A 12,247-nucleotide genomic window follows, 5' to 3' on the forward strand; every position below is an offset into this window, starting at 1 on the left:
GGGCGGCCTTCGCCTTGATTGAACGCTGCGTGGAAACCCTTGCACCGTCCGCGCCGCCGAACGCAGGCATCATTCAGCCCGACATGACCAACCTGACCGACGCCCTCCACATCCCCGACACCCAGAGCGCGCGCGACGAGCGCCACGTCGCGATCCAGCGCGTGGGCGTCAAGGACGTTCGCTACCCGCTGCAGCTGCGTGTGGCCGGTGCGGTGCAGGCGACGGCGGCGTCGTGGACGCTGGACGTCGCGCTGCCGGCCGAGCAGAAGGGCACGCACATGTCGCGCTTCGTCGCGTGGCTGGACGCGCTCGACGAACCGCTGGACGCCGCCGCGCTGGCCCGCCGCCACGCCGCGATGCTCGACAAGCTCGGCGCGCGCGAAGGCCGCGTCGAGGCTTCGTTCTCGTTCTTCCTGAGAAAGCGCGCGCCGGTTTCCGGCCTGCAGAGCCTGCTCGACTACCAGGGCCGCTGGATTGCCGAGACGCGGCTGGACGGCGACGCGCCGAAGACCACGCTGTGGGCCGAGGTCGCGGTGCCGGTGAAGAGCCTGTGCCCGTGCTCCAAGGAGATCTCCGACTACGGCGCGCACAACCAGCGCTCGATCGTCACGATCCGCGTCGAGCTGCTGCAGCCCGTCGAGTGGCACGAACTCGTGCGTTTCGCCGAGGACGAGGCCTCCAGCGAGATCTGGCCGATGTTGAAGCGCACCGACGAGAAGTGGGTCACCGAGCGCGCCTACGAGAACCCGAAGTTCGTCGAGGACCTGGTGCGAGACGTCGCGCTGCGCCTGAACCGCGAGCCGCGCATCGGCCGCTACGTCGTCGACGTCGAGAACTTCGAGTCCATTCACAACCATTCCGCCTGGGCGCGCATCGAGCGCTGAGGCGAAATACTCGAAATACCGGGGTCAGGTACCAAGGTACCTGACCCCGGCGTCCGAGGTGCCTGACCCCGGCGTCCTGACCCCGGCGTCCTTACTGGAACAAGGCCAGCAGCCGCTCCAGCGCGACGGTGAACGGCCCCTGCATCGCCGGCAGCGTCAGCAGGATGCCGACGAGGCCGACGCCCAGCGTGATCGGGAAGCCGACCGAGAACACGTTCATCTGCGGCGCCACGCGCGACACCGCGCCGAGCACGATGTTGACGAACAGCAGCATCGCCAGCAGCGGCAGCGCGATCCAGACGCCGGTCGAGAAGATCTCCGCCGCCCACAGGTGCGGCCGCGCCTCCTTCAGGAAGCCGAACGGCTCGGGCCCGACCGGGAAGGCGGTGAAGCTCTGCACCAGCGCGGCGATGACCAGCAGGTGGCCGTTGATGACGATGAACAGCCACGCGATCGTCGTGCCGTAGAAGCGGCTCGTCGCGGTGGCGGTGCCGCCGCGGATCGGGTCGAAGAAGGCGGCGAAGTTCAGCCCCATCTGCAGGCCGACGATCTCGCCGGCGAACTCGACGGCGGCGAAGACGATGCGCACCGCGAAGCCCAGCGACAGCCCGATCACGACCTGCTGCACGACGAGCACGAAGGCCTGCGGCGAGTCCAGCGGCACCGGCTCGACGGCCGGCAGCGAGGGCTGCGCGGCGAACGCGATCAGCCCGGCCAGGCCGATGCGCACGCGCGTGGGCACGCTGCGCGTGCCCAGCACCGGCATCGCGGTGAACAGCGCCAGCGCGCGCAGGAAGGGCCAGATCAGCGGCGTGATCCAGCCCAGGATCTGGGCCTCGTCGAAGCTGATCACGGCCGGCGCGTTTGGGTGCGGGGGCGGGCGACGTTCAGCCGACGACGCTCGGGATCGCCTGCAGCGTGCGCTGCAGGTACTCGACCAGCGTCGTGATCATCCACGGCCCGGCGAAGCCGAGCACGGCGACGGCGGCGACGATCTTGGGCACGAAGCTCAGCGTCGCCTCGTTGATCTGCGTGGCCGCCTGCAGCACGCTGACGATCAGGCCGATGGCCATCACGACCAGCAGGATCGGCGCCGACACCAGCAGCAGCAGGTACAGGCCCTGCTGGCCCATCGAGAGGACTTGTTGTGCGTCCATGGCGGCGGCTTTCAGGTGACGAAGGAGGCGGCGAGCGAACCGAGCAGCAGGTTCCAGCCGTCGGCGAGCACGAACAGCATCAGCTTGAAGGGCAGCGCCACCAGCACCGGCGACAGCATCATCATGCCCAGGCTCATCAGCACGCTCGCGACGATCATGTCGATGATCAGGAACGGGATGAAGATCATGAAGCCGATCTGGAACGCGCTCTTCAACTCGCTGGTGACGAAGGCGGGAACGAGCACGCGCAGCGGCACGTCCTCGCTCTTGACCTCGGCCGGCAGCTTGGCCAGCTTGGCGAACAGCTGCACGTCGCTCTGGCGCGTCTGCTTGAGCATGAACTCGCGCATCGGCACCTCGCCGCGCTTCAAGGCCTCGTCGAAGGCGATCTGGTTCTCGGCGAAGGGCTTGTAGGCCTGGTCGTAGACCCGGTCGAAGGTCGGCGACATGACGAAGAAGGTCAGGAACAGGCTCATGCCGATGATGACCTGGTTCGGCGGCGCGGCCTGCGTGCCCAGCGCCTGGCGCAGCAGCGACAGCACGATGACGATGCGCGTGAAGCCGGTCATCAGCAGCAGCAGCGCCGGGATGAACGACAGCGCCGTGAAGAACAGCAGCGTCTGGATCGGCACCGAGTAGCTGGTGCCGCCGGCGCCCTGGCCGACGAGCAGCGGCAGCCCGCCACCCGGCGCCTGCTGGGCGAAGGCGGCCGCCGGCAGCGCCAGCAGCGCGGCCGTGCCGAGCCCGCGCAGTAGACGGTCAGCGCGCATCGTGGTCCCCGCGGCGCTGCAGCCGGCCGAGCATCTGGCCGAAAGGCGTGCCGGTGCCGGTGGCCGGCGCCGGGGCCTCGTCCTGCGGCGCCATCGTGTGCAGCGTGCTGATCGCGCCCGGTGTCACGCCGAGCACCAGCCAGCGGCGCTCCTCGCCGCTGCCGACCTCGACGGTGACGATGCGCTGGGTGTTCGACAGCGGCAGCGCGGCGACGGTGCGCATCCCGGCCGACGAGGCGTTGCGGCCCATCGGCGTGCGCCGCAGCAGCCACAGCGCCACCGGGATCAGCGCGATGACGACGGCGAAGGAGAAGAGGGCGCCGAAACCGGCGGAAGCGTCCACGCGGGGCTCCTCAGGTGCGCGACAGCCGGCGCATGCGCTCGCTGGGCGTGACGATGTCGGTGAGCCGGATGCCGAACTTGTCGTTGACGACGACGACCTCGCCCTGGGCGATCAGGTAGCCGTTGACGAGCACGTCCATCGGCTCGCCGGCCAGCGCGTCGAGCTCGACGACCGACCCTTGCGCGAGCTGCAGGATGTGCTTGATCGGGATGCGCGTGCGGCCGAGTTCGACGGTGAGCTGGACAGGGATGTCCAGGATCATGTTGATGTCGTTGCCCGAGCCGGAAGCCGGCACCGACGCGCCGAAGTTGGTGAACGCCGCCGGCGCCACCGTCTCGGCCGGTGCCCGCACCTCCGAGGCGACCTCGGGTTCCTTGCTCTCGGCGAGCGCGGCGGCCCATTCCGCGGCCATGCGGTCCTCTTCGGACATGTTGGTGTCAGCCATGGTGGTGGTCTCCGAGCCAGCCCACGTTGGAGCTGGTCAGCAGTCGGTCGATCTTGATCGCGTAGCGGCCGTTGGTCGTGCCGTAGTGGCAGTCGAAGACGGGCACGCCGTCCACCTTCGCCTGGATCATCGGGTCGAGGTCGAGCTCGATGAAGTCGCCCGGCTTGAACGACAGCAGTTGCTCCACGGTGGCCGGGGCGTGGCCGAGCTCGGCGACGAGGTCGACCTCGGCGGCCTGGATCTGGTGCTTGAGCAGGTTGACCCAGCGCCGGTCGGGCTCGGCCGAGTCGCCCTGGATCGTCGAGTACAGGACGTCGCGGATCGGCTCCAGCGTCGAGTACGGGATGCAGAAGTGCACCGCGCCCGAGGTGTCGCCGATCTCCAGCGTGAACGCGGTGGAGACGACGATCTCGCTGGGCGTGGCGATGTTCGCGAACTGCGGCTGCATCTCCGAGCGCTGGTACTCCAGCTCGAGCGGGTAGATGCCGTGCCAGGCCTTCTTGTACTCGGCGATGATGCACTCGACGAGGCGCAGGATGACGCGCAGCTCGGTCGGCGAGAAGTCGCGCCCTTCGATGCGGGTGTGGAACTTGCCGGCACCGCCGAACAGCGCGTCGATGACGGCGAAGACGACGTTCGGGTCGCAGACGATCAGCCCGGAGCCGCGCAGCGGCTTCACCGACACGAGGTTGAAGTTCGTCGGCACGACGATCTCGCGCAGGAAGGCGCTGAACTTCTGCACCTTGATGCCGCCGATCGACACCTCGGGCGACTTGCGGATCAGGTTGAACAGGCCGATGCGGATGTTGCGGGCGAAGCGCTCGTTGATCACCTCCATCGTCGGCATGCGTCCGCGGACGATGCGCTCCTGGGAGGAGAGGTCGTAGTCGCGGATGCCGCCGGCGGTCTGCTCCTCCTGCTCGAGCTTCTGGCTCTCGCCGGTGATGCCCTGCAGCAGTGCGTCGACTTCGTCCTGCGAAAGGATCTGCTGGTTCATCGAGCGGGTGTCACTGGATGATGAAGTTGGAGAAGTGCACGGCGGAGATCGGGAGCTCCTCGGTCTTCTTCTTTTTCTTCTTCGGCTTGTCCTCGGCTGCGGCCTCGTCGTCGGGCTCCTCGACCTCGTAGCCCATCGCGCGTGCGGTCTCGCGGCGCACCTGCTCGGCGAGCTTGGCCTTGCCTTCGCGGTCGGACAGATCGGCGGCGGTCTTGTCGGCCAGCGCCATCAGGATGTTGTTGCGGATCGCCGGCATGTAGGCCTTGATGGTGTCGCCCATCTTGGCGTCGCGGACCTCCAGCGTGATGCCGACCTGGGCGTAGCGCTCGGCATCGCGGTCGGCGAGGTTCACGGTGAACGGGTCCAGCGGCACGAAGGTCGGCGCCGACTTCGGGTCGTGCTTGACCTCGGCCTTCGCCGGCTCGGCGTCCTCGGCCCCTTCCTCGGTGTCGGCGTGCGGCTTCTTCAGCAGGAACACCGCGGCGCCGCCGCCGATCGCGAGCACGGCAACGAGCGCGCCGACGATGATCAGCAGCTTCTTCTTGCCTTTTTTCGGCGCGACCGCATCGGTTGCAGCGGCTGCGGCGGGGGCGGCGGTGGCCATCGGGCGGACTCCTTCCTGTCGGGATCCCCGTCGTGGCCGATGACCGGCCATCGACGGGCTTGGAAGGAATTATTCGGGGCGCGCCGCCGGCGAAAGCGCCGATAAGCGGCCCGAAAGCCCGTCTAAAGCCCGTGGCGGCGGTGCCGCCGCCGCGGGTGATCAGGCGTAGGTGTCGAGCATGCCGCGCGTGTGCGCGCGGGCCGGCGCGGCCGCCGCGACCGACTCGTCGCCGCCGCCGTCGCCGCGTGTGCGTCCCGCGTCGGCCGTGCCGCGGCCGCCTTCGGTGTCGTCACGGGCGGGGCCCTGGTGCTGCTCGAAGACGCCGCCGCCGGTCAGCGTCAGCCCGGCCTCCTGCAGCGCGCCGGCCAGCGTCGGCAGCGCCTGCTCCAGCGCCTGGCGCGTGTCGGCCTGCTGCGCCGCCATGACGACCTGCGCGCTGCTGCCCTCGACCTGGATGCGCACCGTGATCGGGCCCATCTCGGCCGGGTTGAGCTGCAGCCGGGCCTCCTGCAGGCCTTCGCGCAGCATCACGCTGACCTGGGCCGACAGCCCCGGCGCGAAGTCCGGCGAGCCGACCGGCGCGGCGATCTGCGCGGCATACGGCGTGGCGGTGGCCGCCGCCCGGGCTTCGGGCGTGGCCGCCTGCTGCGCCGGGCTCGTCTGGGCCGGGGTGCCGGCGGCGGCCAGCTCGGCGCGGAAGTCCGGGCGACGTTCGCCGCCGACGGCCTCGGCCACCGCGCCGCGGGCCTCGGTGGCGCCGGCCTGCAGCGCGGCGGTGGGGTCGGCCTTGCCGGCGCCGGCGCCGCCGCGGGCGCGGCCGGTGGCGGCTGCGGCGTCGCCTTCGGCCTCGCCGCGGGCGCTGCCGGCGCGGGCGGCCCCCGCACGGGCGGCCGCGGCGGCGGCGCGTGCCGCCGGGTTCAGCAGCCCGGCCAGCAGCGACGAGACGTCGCCGCTCCCGCCGGCGTCCTCGTCCGCGTCGCCGCGCGTCGTGCGCTCGCCGGCTTCGGCGGTGGCCGACGCGGCATCGTCGGCGGCGTCGGTATCCGACGCCTTGCGGGCCGCCTTGTCCGGGCCGCGCTCGGCGCGGTCACGTTCGGCACGGTCGTTTCGTTCGGCCTTGTCGGCCTGGCGCGAGGTCTCGGCCTTGCGTGCACCCTGGCCGTCCTCGGCGGCGCGCCCGAGTTCACGGGCGAAGGCGCCGGGCTCCTTCTGCCGCGCGGCGTTCGACGGCGTCGGTGCGGCGGGGCTCGGGTTGACAGTGGCGATGGCGGCAGTCGTCATGGCAGTGGCGGATGTCTAGTGCCGGGCGGCTTCGGCCTGGCTGGCGCGCCAGCGGATCTGCTGCGCGGTCTCGTCGGTCTGGCGCTGGTCGCGGCGGGCCTGCACACGCTGCTGCTCGAGCTCGCGGCGCTCGATCAGCTTGCGCACCGAGGCGACGCGCATCTCGGCGGCGACGAGCCGCTGGCGCAGCCGCTCGACGTTGGCCTTCGCGGTCTCGATCTGCTGCTGCTGCTGCACCAGGGCCTCGTCGATGCGGTCGCCGAAGCTGCGGTAGCAGTGCAGGATCTCGACCGCGCCGAGCTGGCGGAACTGGCTCGCCCAGCGCTGCTGGTACTCGCCGCGGTAGCCGTCGAGCTGATCGGCCTGGGCCTGGGCGCGGCGCGCGTGCTCCTCGGCGCGCTGGACCGCGGCCTGGATCTGGTCGCGCTCGGACTCGGCGTGTTCGAGCAGGGTGGGCAGGGCGCTCATGGTCAGGTCCCGACGAGGTGAAGGAGTTCCTGGCGGCTGGACTCGAGGTCGGCGCGTTCGCGCATGTCCTGCTGCAGCAGCGCGACGATCTGGCCGTGCAGGCGCACCGCGGTGTCGAGCTCGGCGTCGTGGCCGGGGGCGTAGGCGCCGAGCTGGATCAGGTCGCGCGCCTTGTTGTACTTGGCCAGCAGCTGGCGCAGCTTGCGCGCGGCGAGCAGGTGCTCCTTCGGCGCCACCGAGCTCATCACGCGCGAGACCGAACGCTCGACGTCGATCGCCGGGTAGTGGCCCGACTCGGCGAGCTCGCGCGACAGCACGATGTGGCCGTCGAGGATGCCGCGCGCCGCGTCGGCGATCGGGTCCTGCGGGTCGTCGCCCTCGGTCAGCACGGTGTAGAAGGCGGTGATCGAGCCGACGCCGTTGAGGCCGTTGCCGCTGCGCTCGACGAGCTGCGGCAGCTTGGCGAAGACGCTGGGCGGGTAGCCCTTGGTGGCCGGCGGCTCGCCGATGGCCAGCGCGATCTCGCGCTGCGCCATCGCGTAGCGCGTCAGGCTGTCCATCAGCAGCAGCACGTGCTGGCCGCGGTCGCGGAAGTGCTCGGCGATCGCGGTGGCGTAGCTCGCGCCCTGCATGCGCACCAGCGGCGGCGCGTCGGCCGGCGCGGCGACGACGACGCTGCGGCGCAGGCCTTCCTCGCCGAGGATGTCCTCGATGAACTCCTTGACCTCGCGGCCGCGCTCGCCGATCAGGCCGACGACGATGACGTCGGCGGCGGTGTAGCGCGCCATCATGCCCAGCAGCACCGACTTGCCGACGCCGGTGCCGGCGAACAGGCCCAGCCGCTGGCCGCGGCCGACGGTCAGCAGCGCGTTGATCGAGCGCACGCCGGTGTCCAGCGCGCGCCGCACCGGGTCGCGGTCCATGGCGTTGATCGGGCGGCGGATCATCGGCTGCGCGTGGGCGTCGGCGATCGGGCCGCCGCGGTCCATCGGATGGCCATGCGAGTCGACGACGCGGCCGAGCAGGCCGTCGCCCATCGGCAGGTGCAGGCCGCGGTCCTCGCTGCGCCGCCAGGGGTGGTTCTCGACGCCGAAACGCGGCGGCACGCGCGGCGCCGGGCGCGGGATGACACGCGCACCGCTGGCCAGGCCGTGCAGGTCGCCGGTGGGCATCAGGAAGGCGCGGTCGCCGTTGAAGCCGACGACCTCGGCCAGCACCGGCGGCTGCCCGGGCTGGCGGATCTCGCAGATCGAGCCGACCGGCACACGCACGCCGGCGGCCTCGAGCACCAGGCCGGTGACACGCAGCAGCGTGCCCACGGCCTCCAGCGGCTGCGGCGCGCTGGCGTAGTCCTGGATGTCCTGCAGGAAGCGCGACCACTTGCGCGCGCGGGTGTCGGCCACCGGGGTCACGGCGTCGGCTCCCAGGGCTCGTCGCTGCCCATCGCCGCGGCGGCCTGCGCCCAGCGCGAGGCGATGCGCGCGTCGATCGAGCCGACGTCGGAGTCGACGAGCACGCCGCCGCGCTCGATGCCGTCGTCGGCCAGCAGCCGCGCGCCGCGCGCGGTCAGCGCCTCCTCGGCGCCCTCGGCGACCAGCGGCAGGTCGTTCGGATGCACGCGCACGGTGATGTGGCGCGCGCTCAGCAGCACGTTGTTGACGGCCTCGGCGGCGACGCGTGCCACCAGCGACGGGTCGGCCTGCAGCTCGCTGCGCAGCACCTGGCGCGCCAGCTGCACCGCGGTGCGCGCGACGGCCGTCGCGATCTCGGCGTCGAGCCGGTCGAACTGGGCGTTGAAGCTGTCGACGACGGCGCCCACCTGCGCCGTGGCCTGCGAGGCGAAGCTCTGCTTGAAGCCTTCGAGCGCGACCAGGCCGTCGCGGTAGCCGTCCTGGTAGCCGGCCTGGCGCGCGGCGGCGATCTTCGCCAGCCACTCCTCGGGCGTCGGCTCGGGCGGGGCGGCCGGCTCGGGCGGCGGCGCCTCGGGTTCGGGTTCGCCGTGGAACGAACCGGGCTTCCAGGCGGCGAAGTCGCCGAGCTCCTCGCGCGGGATGAAACGCGTGTAGGCGCTCGCCGGCTTGCTGCCCTGCGGCGGCGGGACGTTGCGGAAACCGTGTTTAGAGGAACTGCTCATCGCCACCCGTGCTCAGCATGATCTGCCCTTCGTCGGCCAGGCGGCGGACGGTCTTGAGCATCTCCTTCTGTTCGGCCTCGACCTCGGGCAGGCGCACCGGGCCGCGGGACTCGAGGTCCTCGCGCAGCGTCTCGGCGGCGCGCGTGGACATGTTCTTGAAGATCTTCTCGCGCAGGCCCGGCGTGGCGCCCTTGAGCGCGACGATCAGCGACTCGGACTGCACCTCGCGCAGCAGCGCCTGGATGCCCTTGTCGTCGATCTTCTCCAGGTCGTCGAAGGTGAACATGTTGTCCATGATCTTCTGCGCCAGCTCGTTGTCGGTCTCGCGCACGAAGTCCAGCACCGAGGTCTCGGCCGAGCTGCCCAGCATGTTGAGGATCTCGGCGGCGGCCTTGACGCCGCCGAGCGTGCTCTTCTTCATGCGGTCGCCGCCGGCGAGCACCTTGCTCATGACCTCGTTGAGGTCCTTCAGCGCCGCCGGCTGGATGCCGTCGAGTGTCGCGATGCGCACCAGCACCTCGTTCCTCTGGCGCTCGACGAACTGCTTGAGCACCTCGGCGGCCTGGTCGAACTCCAGGTGCACCAGGATCGCGGCGACGATCTGCGGGTGCTCGTGGCGCAGCAGCTCGGCCACCGAGCTGGCGTCCATCCACTTCAGGCTCTCGATGCCGGTGACGTCGCTGCCCTGCAGGATGCGGTCGATCAGCAGCGCCGCCTTGTCCTCGCCGAGCGCCTTGCGCAGCACCGACTTCACGTACTCGTCGGTGTCGGGCACGAGGATGTGCTCGCGCTCGGCAACCTCGGTGAACTTCTCCAGGATGGTGTCGACACGCTCGCGCGGCACGGCCTTCATCTTGGCGATCGTCTCGCCCAGGCGCTGCACTTCCTTCGGGGCGAGGTGCTTGAAGACCTCGGCGGCCTCCTCCTCGCCCAGCGACATCAGCAGGATCGCGGCGTCTTCCAGCCCTTCGTCGTCCATCGGCGCGGCCATCGGATCCTCCCGTCAGGCGGCTTCGCCGCTGACCCAGCCGCGCACGATGTTCGCGACGGCGGCCGGGTTCTCGCGCGCCAGCTTGCGCGCGGCTTCGAGCTTGTCGTTGGAGCGCGGGGCCTCCAGCGCCGGCAGCTGGTCGGGGCCGGGCAGCGCCGCGCCGCCGTCGACGAGCTCGTCGACGGTCTCGCCCTTGATCGGCTCGGGCTTGGCCGCGGCGGCCTTGATCGCCGGGCGGATCAGCGTGAAGACGACGATCAGCGCGACGAGCACCAGCGCCGCCGGCGTCGCGCCGCTGCGCAGCAGGTCCAGCACCCAGGGCTGCTGCCAGATCGGCACTTCCTCGGCCTCGGGCGCCTTCTCGACGCGGAACGGGGCGTTGACGACCCGCACCGAGTCGCCGCGCTCCTTGCTGAAGCCGATGCCCTGCTCGACCAGCGCGGTGAGCTTGTCCAGCTCCTCCTGCGACAGCGGCGTGCTCGTCGGCTTGCCCTTGGCGTCGACGCCGTTGCGGTGGTTGACGACGACGGCGGCGTTGATCCGGCGCACCGTGCCGGTGGCGCCGCGGATCACGCGCACCGTCTTGTCGACCTCGTAGCGCGTCTCGGCGTCGCGCTGGGCGTTGCCGCCGGCGGCGCCGCCGTTGGCCGCCTGCAGGGCCTGCGCCGGGCCGTTGATCGGCGCCGAGGCCGGCACCGGCGGCTGGTTGCTGACCGCGCCGGGCACGCCGCTGGGCACGTTGGCGCCCGGGCGGGTGGATTCGGACACGCGCGAGGCACGCACCGCGGCCGGGTTGTCGCCCTGGTTGGGCTTGAACTCCTCGGAGGTCTGCTCGGTCTGCGAGAAGTCGACCTCGGCGGTGACGGTGGCGCGCAGGTTGTCGCGGCCGAGCACCGGCTCGAGCAGGTCGTTGACGCGGCGCAGGTAGGTCGCCTCGACCTCGCGCACGTACTGCAACTGCTGGGTGTCCAGGCCTTGCGAGGCGTTGTCCTGGCTGGACAGCAGGCTGCCGTCGCCGTCGAGCACGCTGACCGCCTTGGCGCTCAGCTCGGGCACGCTGGAGGACACCAGGTGCACGATGCCGGCGAGCTGGGCGCGGTCCAGCGTGTGGCCCGGGCGCAGCGTCAGCACGACCGAGGCCGAGGGCTTCTGCTGCTCGCGGAAGAAACCGTTCTGGTTGGGCAGCGCCAGGTGCACGCGCGCCGTCTCCACCGACGACAGGGTCTGGATGGTGCGCGTGAGCTCGCCTTCGAGCGCACGCTGCAGGTTGATGCGTTCCTGGCCCTGCGTCTGGCCGAAGGCCGTCTTGTCGAGCAGCTCGTAGCCGGTGATCGAGCCCTTGGGCAGGCCGGCGGCGCTGAGCTTCAGGCGCAGGTCGTAGACCTGGCTGGCCGGCACCATGATCGTGCCGCCGCCTTCGCTGAAGCGGTAGGGCACGTTCATCTGCGCCAGCTTCTCGACGATGGCGCCGCCGTCCTTCTCGCCGACGTTGGCGAAGAGCACGCGGTAGTCGTCCTGCTTCAGCGACAGCGCCAGCACGACGACGATCGCCAGCAGCGCGGCGAGGCCGGCCCCGGCCATCACCTTGGTCTTCATCGGCAGCGCCGTCAGGCGCGCCACGAATCCGGGCGGCGTCTCGGGCACGAGCGGGGGTTGCGCAACGACGGCAGTCTCCATGGCTGGGCATTCTTCGCTGCCGCCGGGCTTTCCGGTGGCACAAGAAAACCGGCAAACACTCGCCTGTTCGCGCCTTAGGACCGGGGACGCCGCCTCTACAGTGCCTCATCGGCACCATGGAACTCAAACTCAAGCCCTTCGACTTCAACCAGGCGGTGGCCCGCGCAGGGCTGCGGCCCGACGGCACGCCCCTGGTCGGCAAGACCGAGGCGCCGGCCCAGGGCGGCAGCTTCCGCTCGGCGATGGCCGAGGCGCTGCAGGACGCGAGCCGCAACCAGCTGGAGGCGCAACGCCTGCAGCGCGAGGTGGCGCTGGACAACCCGACCGTCAGCCTCGAGGAGACGATGGTCGCGATGCAGAAGGCGCAGCTGGGTTTCCAGGCGACGGTGCAGGTGCGCAACCGGCTGGTCAGCGCCTACACCGAAATCATGAACATGCAGGTGTAGGACCCCCCCCGTAGCGCCTTCGGCGCTCCCCCCCAGGGGGGGCGACGCCG

15 protein-coding genes are annotated in these 12,247 nt (G+C 71.1%); 2 read left to right on the forward strand and 13 right to left on the reverse strand.

Going from position 1 to position 12,247, the window contains the following annotated elements; translation table 11 throughout:
- The first annotated feature begins 83 nt into the window (after window positions 1-83).
- Window positions 84-884 carry a GTP cyclohydrolase FolE2 gene (gene folE2 / locus LOC65_RS05185; RefSeq protein WP_230246854.1) on the forward strand — a complete coding sequence of 267 codons (801 nt, stop codon included), beginning with the start codon at window positions 84-86 and terminating at the stop codon, window positions 882-884.
- 91 nt (window positions 885-975) lie between these two features.
- On the opposite strand, the gene fliR is transcribed toward folE2, so the two are convergent.
- The 13 genes from fliR to fliF form a co-directional block, all read right to left on the reverse strand.
- Window positions 976-1,737 (reverse strand): flagellar biosynthetic protein FliR, encoded by a 762-nt coding sequence (gene fliR, locus LOC65_RS05190; protein WP_009855361.1) that lies wholly within the window; start codon window positions 1,735-1,737, stop codon window positions 976-978.
- A gap of 34 nt (window positions 1,738-1,771) precedes the next feature.
- On the reverse strand, window positions 1,772-2,041 hold the full coding sequence (gene fliQ, locus LOC65_RS05195) for a flagellar biosynthesis protein FliQ (RefSeq protein WP_029718837.1): 270 nt from the start codon (window positions 2,039-2,041) through the stop codon (window positions 1,772-1,774).
- Between the two features lie 11 nt (window positions 2,042-2,052).
- Window positions 2,053-2,811: a flagellar type III secretion system pore protein FliP gene (gene fliP, locus LOC65_RS05200; RefSeq protein ID WP_009855363.1), complete on the reverse strand. Its 759-nt coding sequence runs from the start codon at window positions 2,809-2,811 to the stop codon at window positions 2,053-2,055.
- On the reverse strand, window positions 2,801-3,154 hold the full coding sequence (locus LOC65_RS05205) for a flagellar biosynthetic protein FliO (protein WP_009855364.1): 354 nt from the start codon (window positions 3,152-3,154) through the stop codon (window positions 2,801-2,803). The genes fliP and LOC65_RS05205 overlap by 11 nt, the downstream gene beginning before the upstream one ends.
- A gap of 10 nt (window positions 3,155-3,164) precedes the next feature.
- Window positions 3,165-3,599, reverse strand: coding sequence for a flagellar motor switch protein FliN (fliN, locus tag LOC65_RS05210; protein WP_009855365.1), 435 nt, complete (start codon window positions 3,597-3,599; stop codon window positions 3,165-3,167).
- Complete coding sequence (fliM, locus tag LOC65_RS05215; RefSeq protein WP_009855366.1) at window positions 3,592-4,596, reverse strand: flagellar motor switch protein FliM; 1,005 nt, start codon at window positions 4,594-4,596, stop codon at window positions 3,592-3,594. Before fliM ends, fliN begins: the two co-directional genes overlap by 8 nt.
- Window positions 4,597-4,606: 10 nt before the next feature.
- The gene (fliL, locus tag LOC65_RS05220) at window positions 4,607-5,200 is read right to left on the reverse strand and encodes a flagellar basal body-associated protein FliL (protein ID WP_009855367.1); all 594 of its coding nucleotides are present in this window, start codon (window positions 5,198-5,200) and stop codon (window positions 4,607-4,609) included.
- A 159-nt stretch (window positions 5,201-5,359) separates the two neighbouring features.
- The gene (locus tag LOC65_RS05225; protein ID WP_230246855.1) at window positions 5,360-6,481 is read right to left on the reverse strand and encodes a flagellar hook-length control protein FliK; all 1,122 of its coding nucleotides are present in this window, start codon (window positions 6,479-6,481) and stop codon (window positions 5,360-5,362) included.
- Window positions 6,482-6,496: 15 nt separating this feature from the next.
- Entirely contained in the window at window positions 6,497-6,949 is a 453-nt protein-coding gene (gene fliJ / locus LOC65_RS05230) for a flagellar export protein FliJ (RefSeq protein WP_164964240.1), read from the reverse strand.
- Between the two features lie 2 nt (window positions 6,950-6,951).
- Window positions 6,952-8,361, reverse strand: coding sequence for a flagellar protein export ATPase FliI (gene fliI / locus LOC65_RS05235; RefSeq protein ID WP_230246856.1), 1,410 nt, complete (start codon window positions 8,359-8,361; stop codon window positions 6,952-6,954).
- Complete coding sequence (locus LOC65_RS05240; RefSeq protein WP_164964241.1) at window positions 8,358-9,083, reverse strand: FliH/SctL family protein; 726 nt, start codon at window positions 9,081-9,083, stop codon at window positions 8,358-8,360. The genes fliI and LOC65_RS05240 overlap by 4 nt, the downstream gene beginning before the upstream one ends.
- Window positions 9,067-10,062: a flagellar motor switch protein FliG gene (gene fliG, locus LOC65_RS05245; RefSeq protein WP_230246879.1), complete on the reverse strand. Its 996-nt coding sequence runs from the start codon at window positions 10,060-10,062 to the stop codon at window positions 9,067-9,069. Before fliG ends, LOC65_RS05240 begins: the two co-directional genes overlap by 17 nt.
- A gap of 24 nt (window positions 10,063-10,086) precedes the next feature.
- Window positions 10,087-11,751 (reverse strand): flagellar basal-body MS-ring/collar protein FliF, encoded by a 1,665-nt coding sequence (fliF, locus tag LOC65_RS05250; protein WP_009857938.1) that lies wholly within the window; start codon window positions 11,749-11,751, stop codon window positions 10,087-10,089.
- Window positions 11,752-11,867: 116 nt separating this feature from the next.
- Between fliF and fliE the strand changes: the two genes are divergently transcribed.
- Complete coding sequence (fliE, locus tag LOC65_RS05255) at window positions 11,868-12,197, forward strand: flagellar hook-basal body complex protein FliE (RefSeq protein WP_009857939.1); 330 nt, start codon at window positions 11,868-11,870, stop codon at window positions 12,195-12,197.
- Window positions 12,198-12,247: the final 50 nt, after the last annotated feature.

Source organism: Rubrivivax sp. JA1055, assembly GCF_020966565.1.
In the GTDB taxonomy this organism is placed as follows: Bacteria; Pseudomonadota; Gammaproteobacteria; order Burkholderiales; family Burkholderiaceae_C; genus Rubrivivax; species Rubrivivax benzoatilyticus.

Bases quoted from the DNA above. Each gene is read 5' to 3' on its own strand.
- fliJ (WP_164964240.1), bottom strand. From the start codon at position 6,949: ATGAGCGCCCTGCCCACCCTGCTCGAACACGCCGAGTCCGAGCGCGAC.
- LOC65_RS05240 (WP_164964241.1), bottom strand. From the start codon at position 9,083: ATGAGCAGTTCCTCTAAACACGGTTTCCGCAACGTCCCGCCGCCGCAG.
- fliQ (WP_029718837.1), bottom strand. From the start codon at position 2,041: ATGGACGCACAACAAGTCCTCTCGATGGGCCAGCAGGGCCTGTACCTG.
- fliE (WP_009857939.1), top strand. From the start codon at position 11,868: ATGGAACTCAAACTCAAGCCCTTCGACTTCAACCAGGCGGTGGCCCGC.
- fliM (WP_009855366.1), bottom strand. From the start codon at position 4,596: ATGAACCAGCAGATCCTTTCGCAGGACGAAGTCGACGCACTGCTGCAG.
- fliG (WP_230246879.1), bottom strand. From the start codon at position 10,062: ATGGACGACGAAGGGCTGGAAGACGCCGCGATCCTGCTGATGTCGCTG.
- fliP (WP_009855363.1), bottom strand. From the start codon at position 2,811: ATGCGCGCTGACCGTCTACTGCGCGGGCTCGGCACGGCCGCGCTGCTG.
- LOC65_RS05225 (WP_230246855.1), bottom strand. From the start codon at position 6,481: ATGACGACTGCCGCCATCGCCACTGTCAACCCGAGCCCCGCCGCACCG.
- fliF (WP_009857938.1), bottom strand. From the start codon at position 11,751: ATGGAGACTGCCGTCGTTGCGCAACCCCCGCTCGTGCCCGAGACGCCG.
- folE2 (WP_230246854.1), top strand. From the start codon at position 84: ATGACCAACCTGACCGACGCCCTCCACATCCCCGACACCCAGAGCGCG.
- fliN (WP_009855365.1), bottom strand. From the start codon at position 3,599: ATGGCTGACACCAACATGTCCGAAGAGGACCGCATGGCCGCGGAATGG.
- fliL (WP_009855367.1), bottom strand. From the start codon at position 5,200: ATGGCCACCGCCGCCCCCGCCGCAGCCGCTGCAACCGATGCGGTCGCG.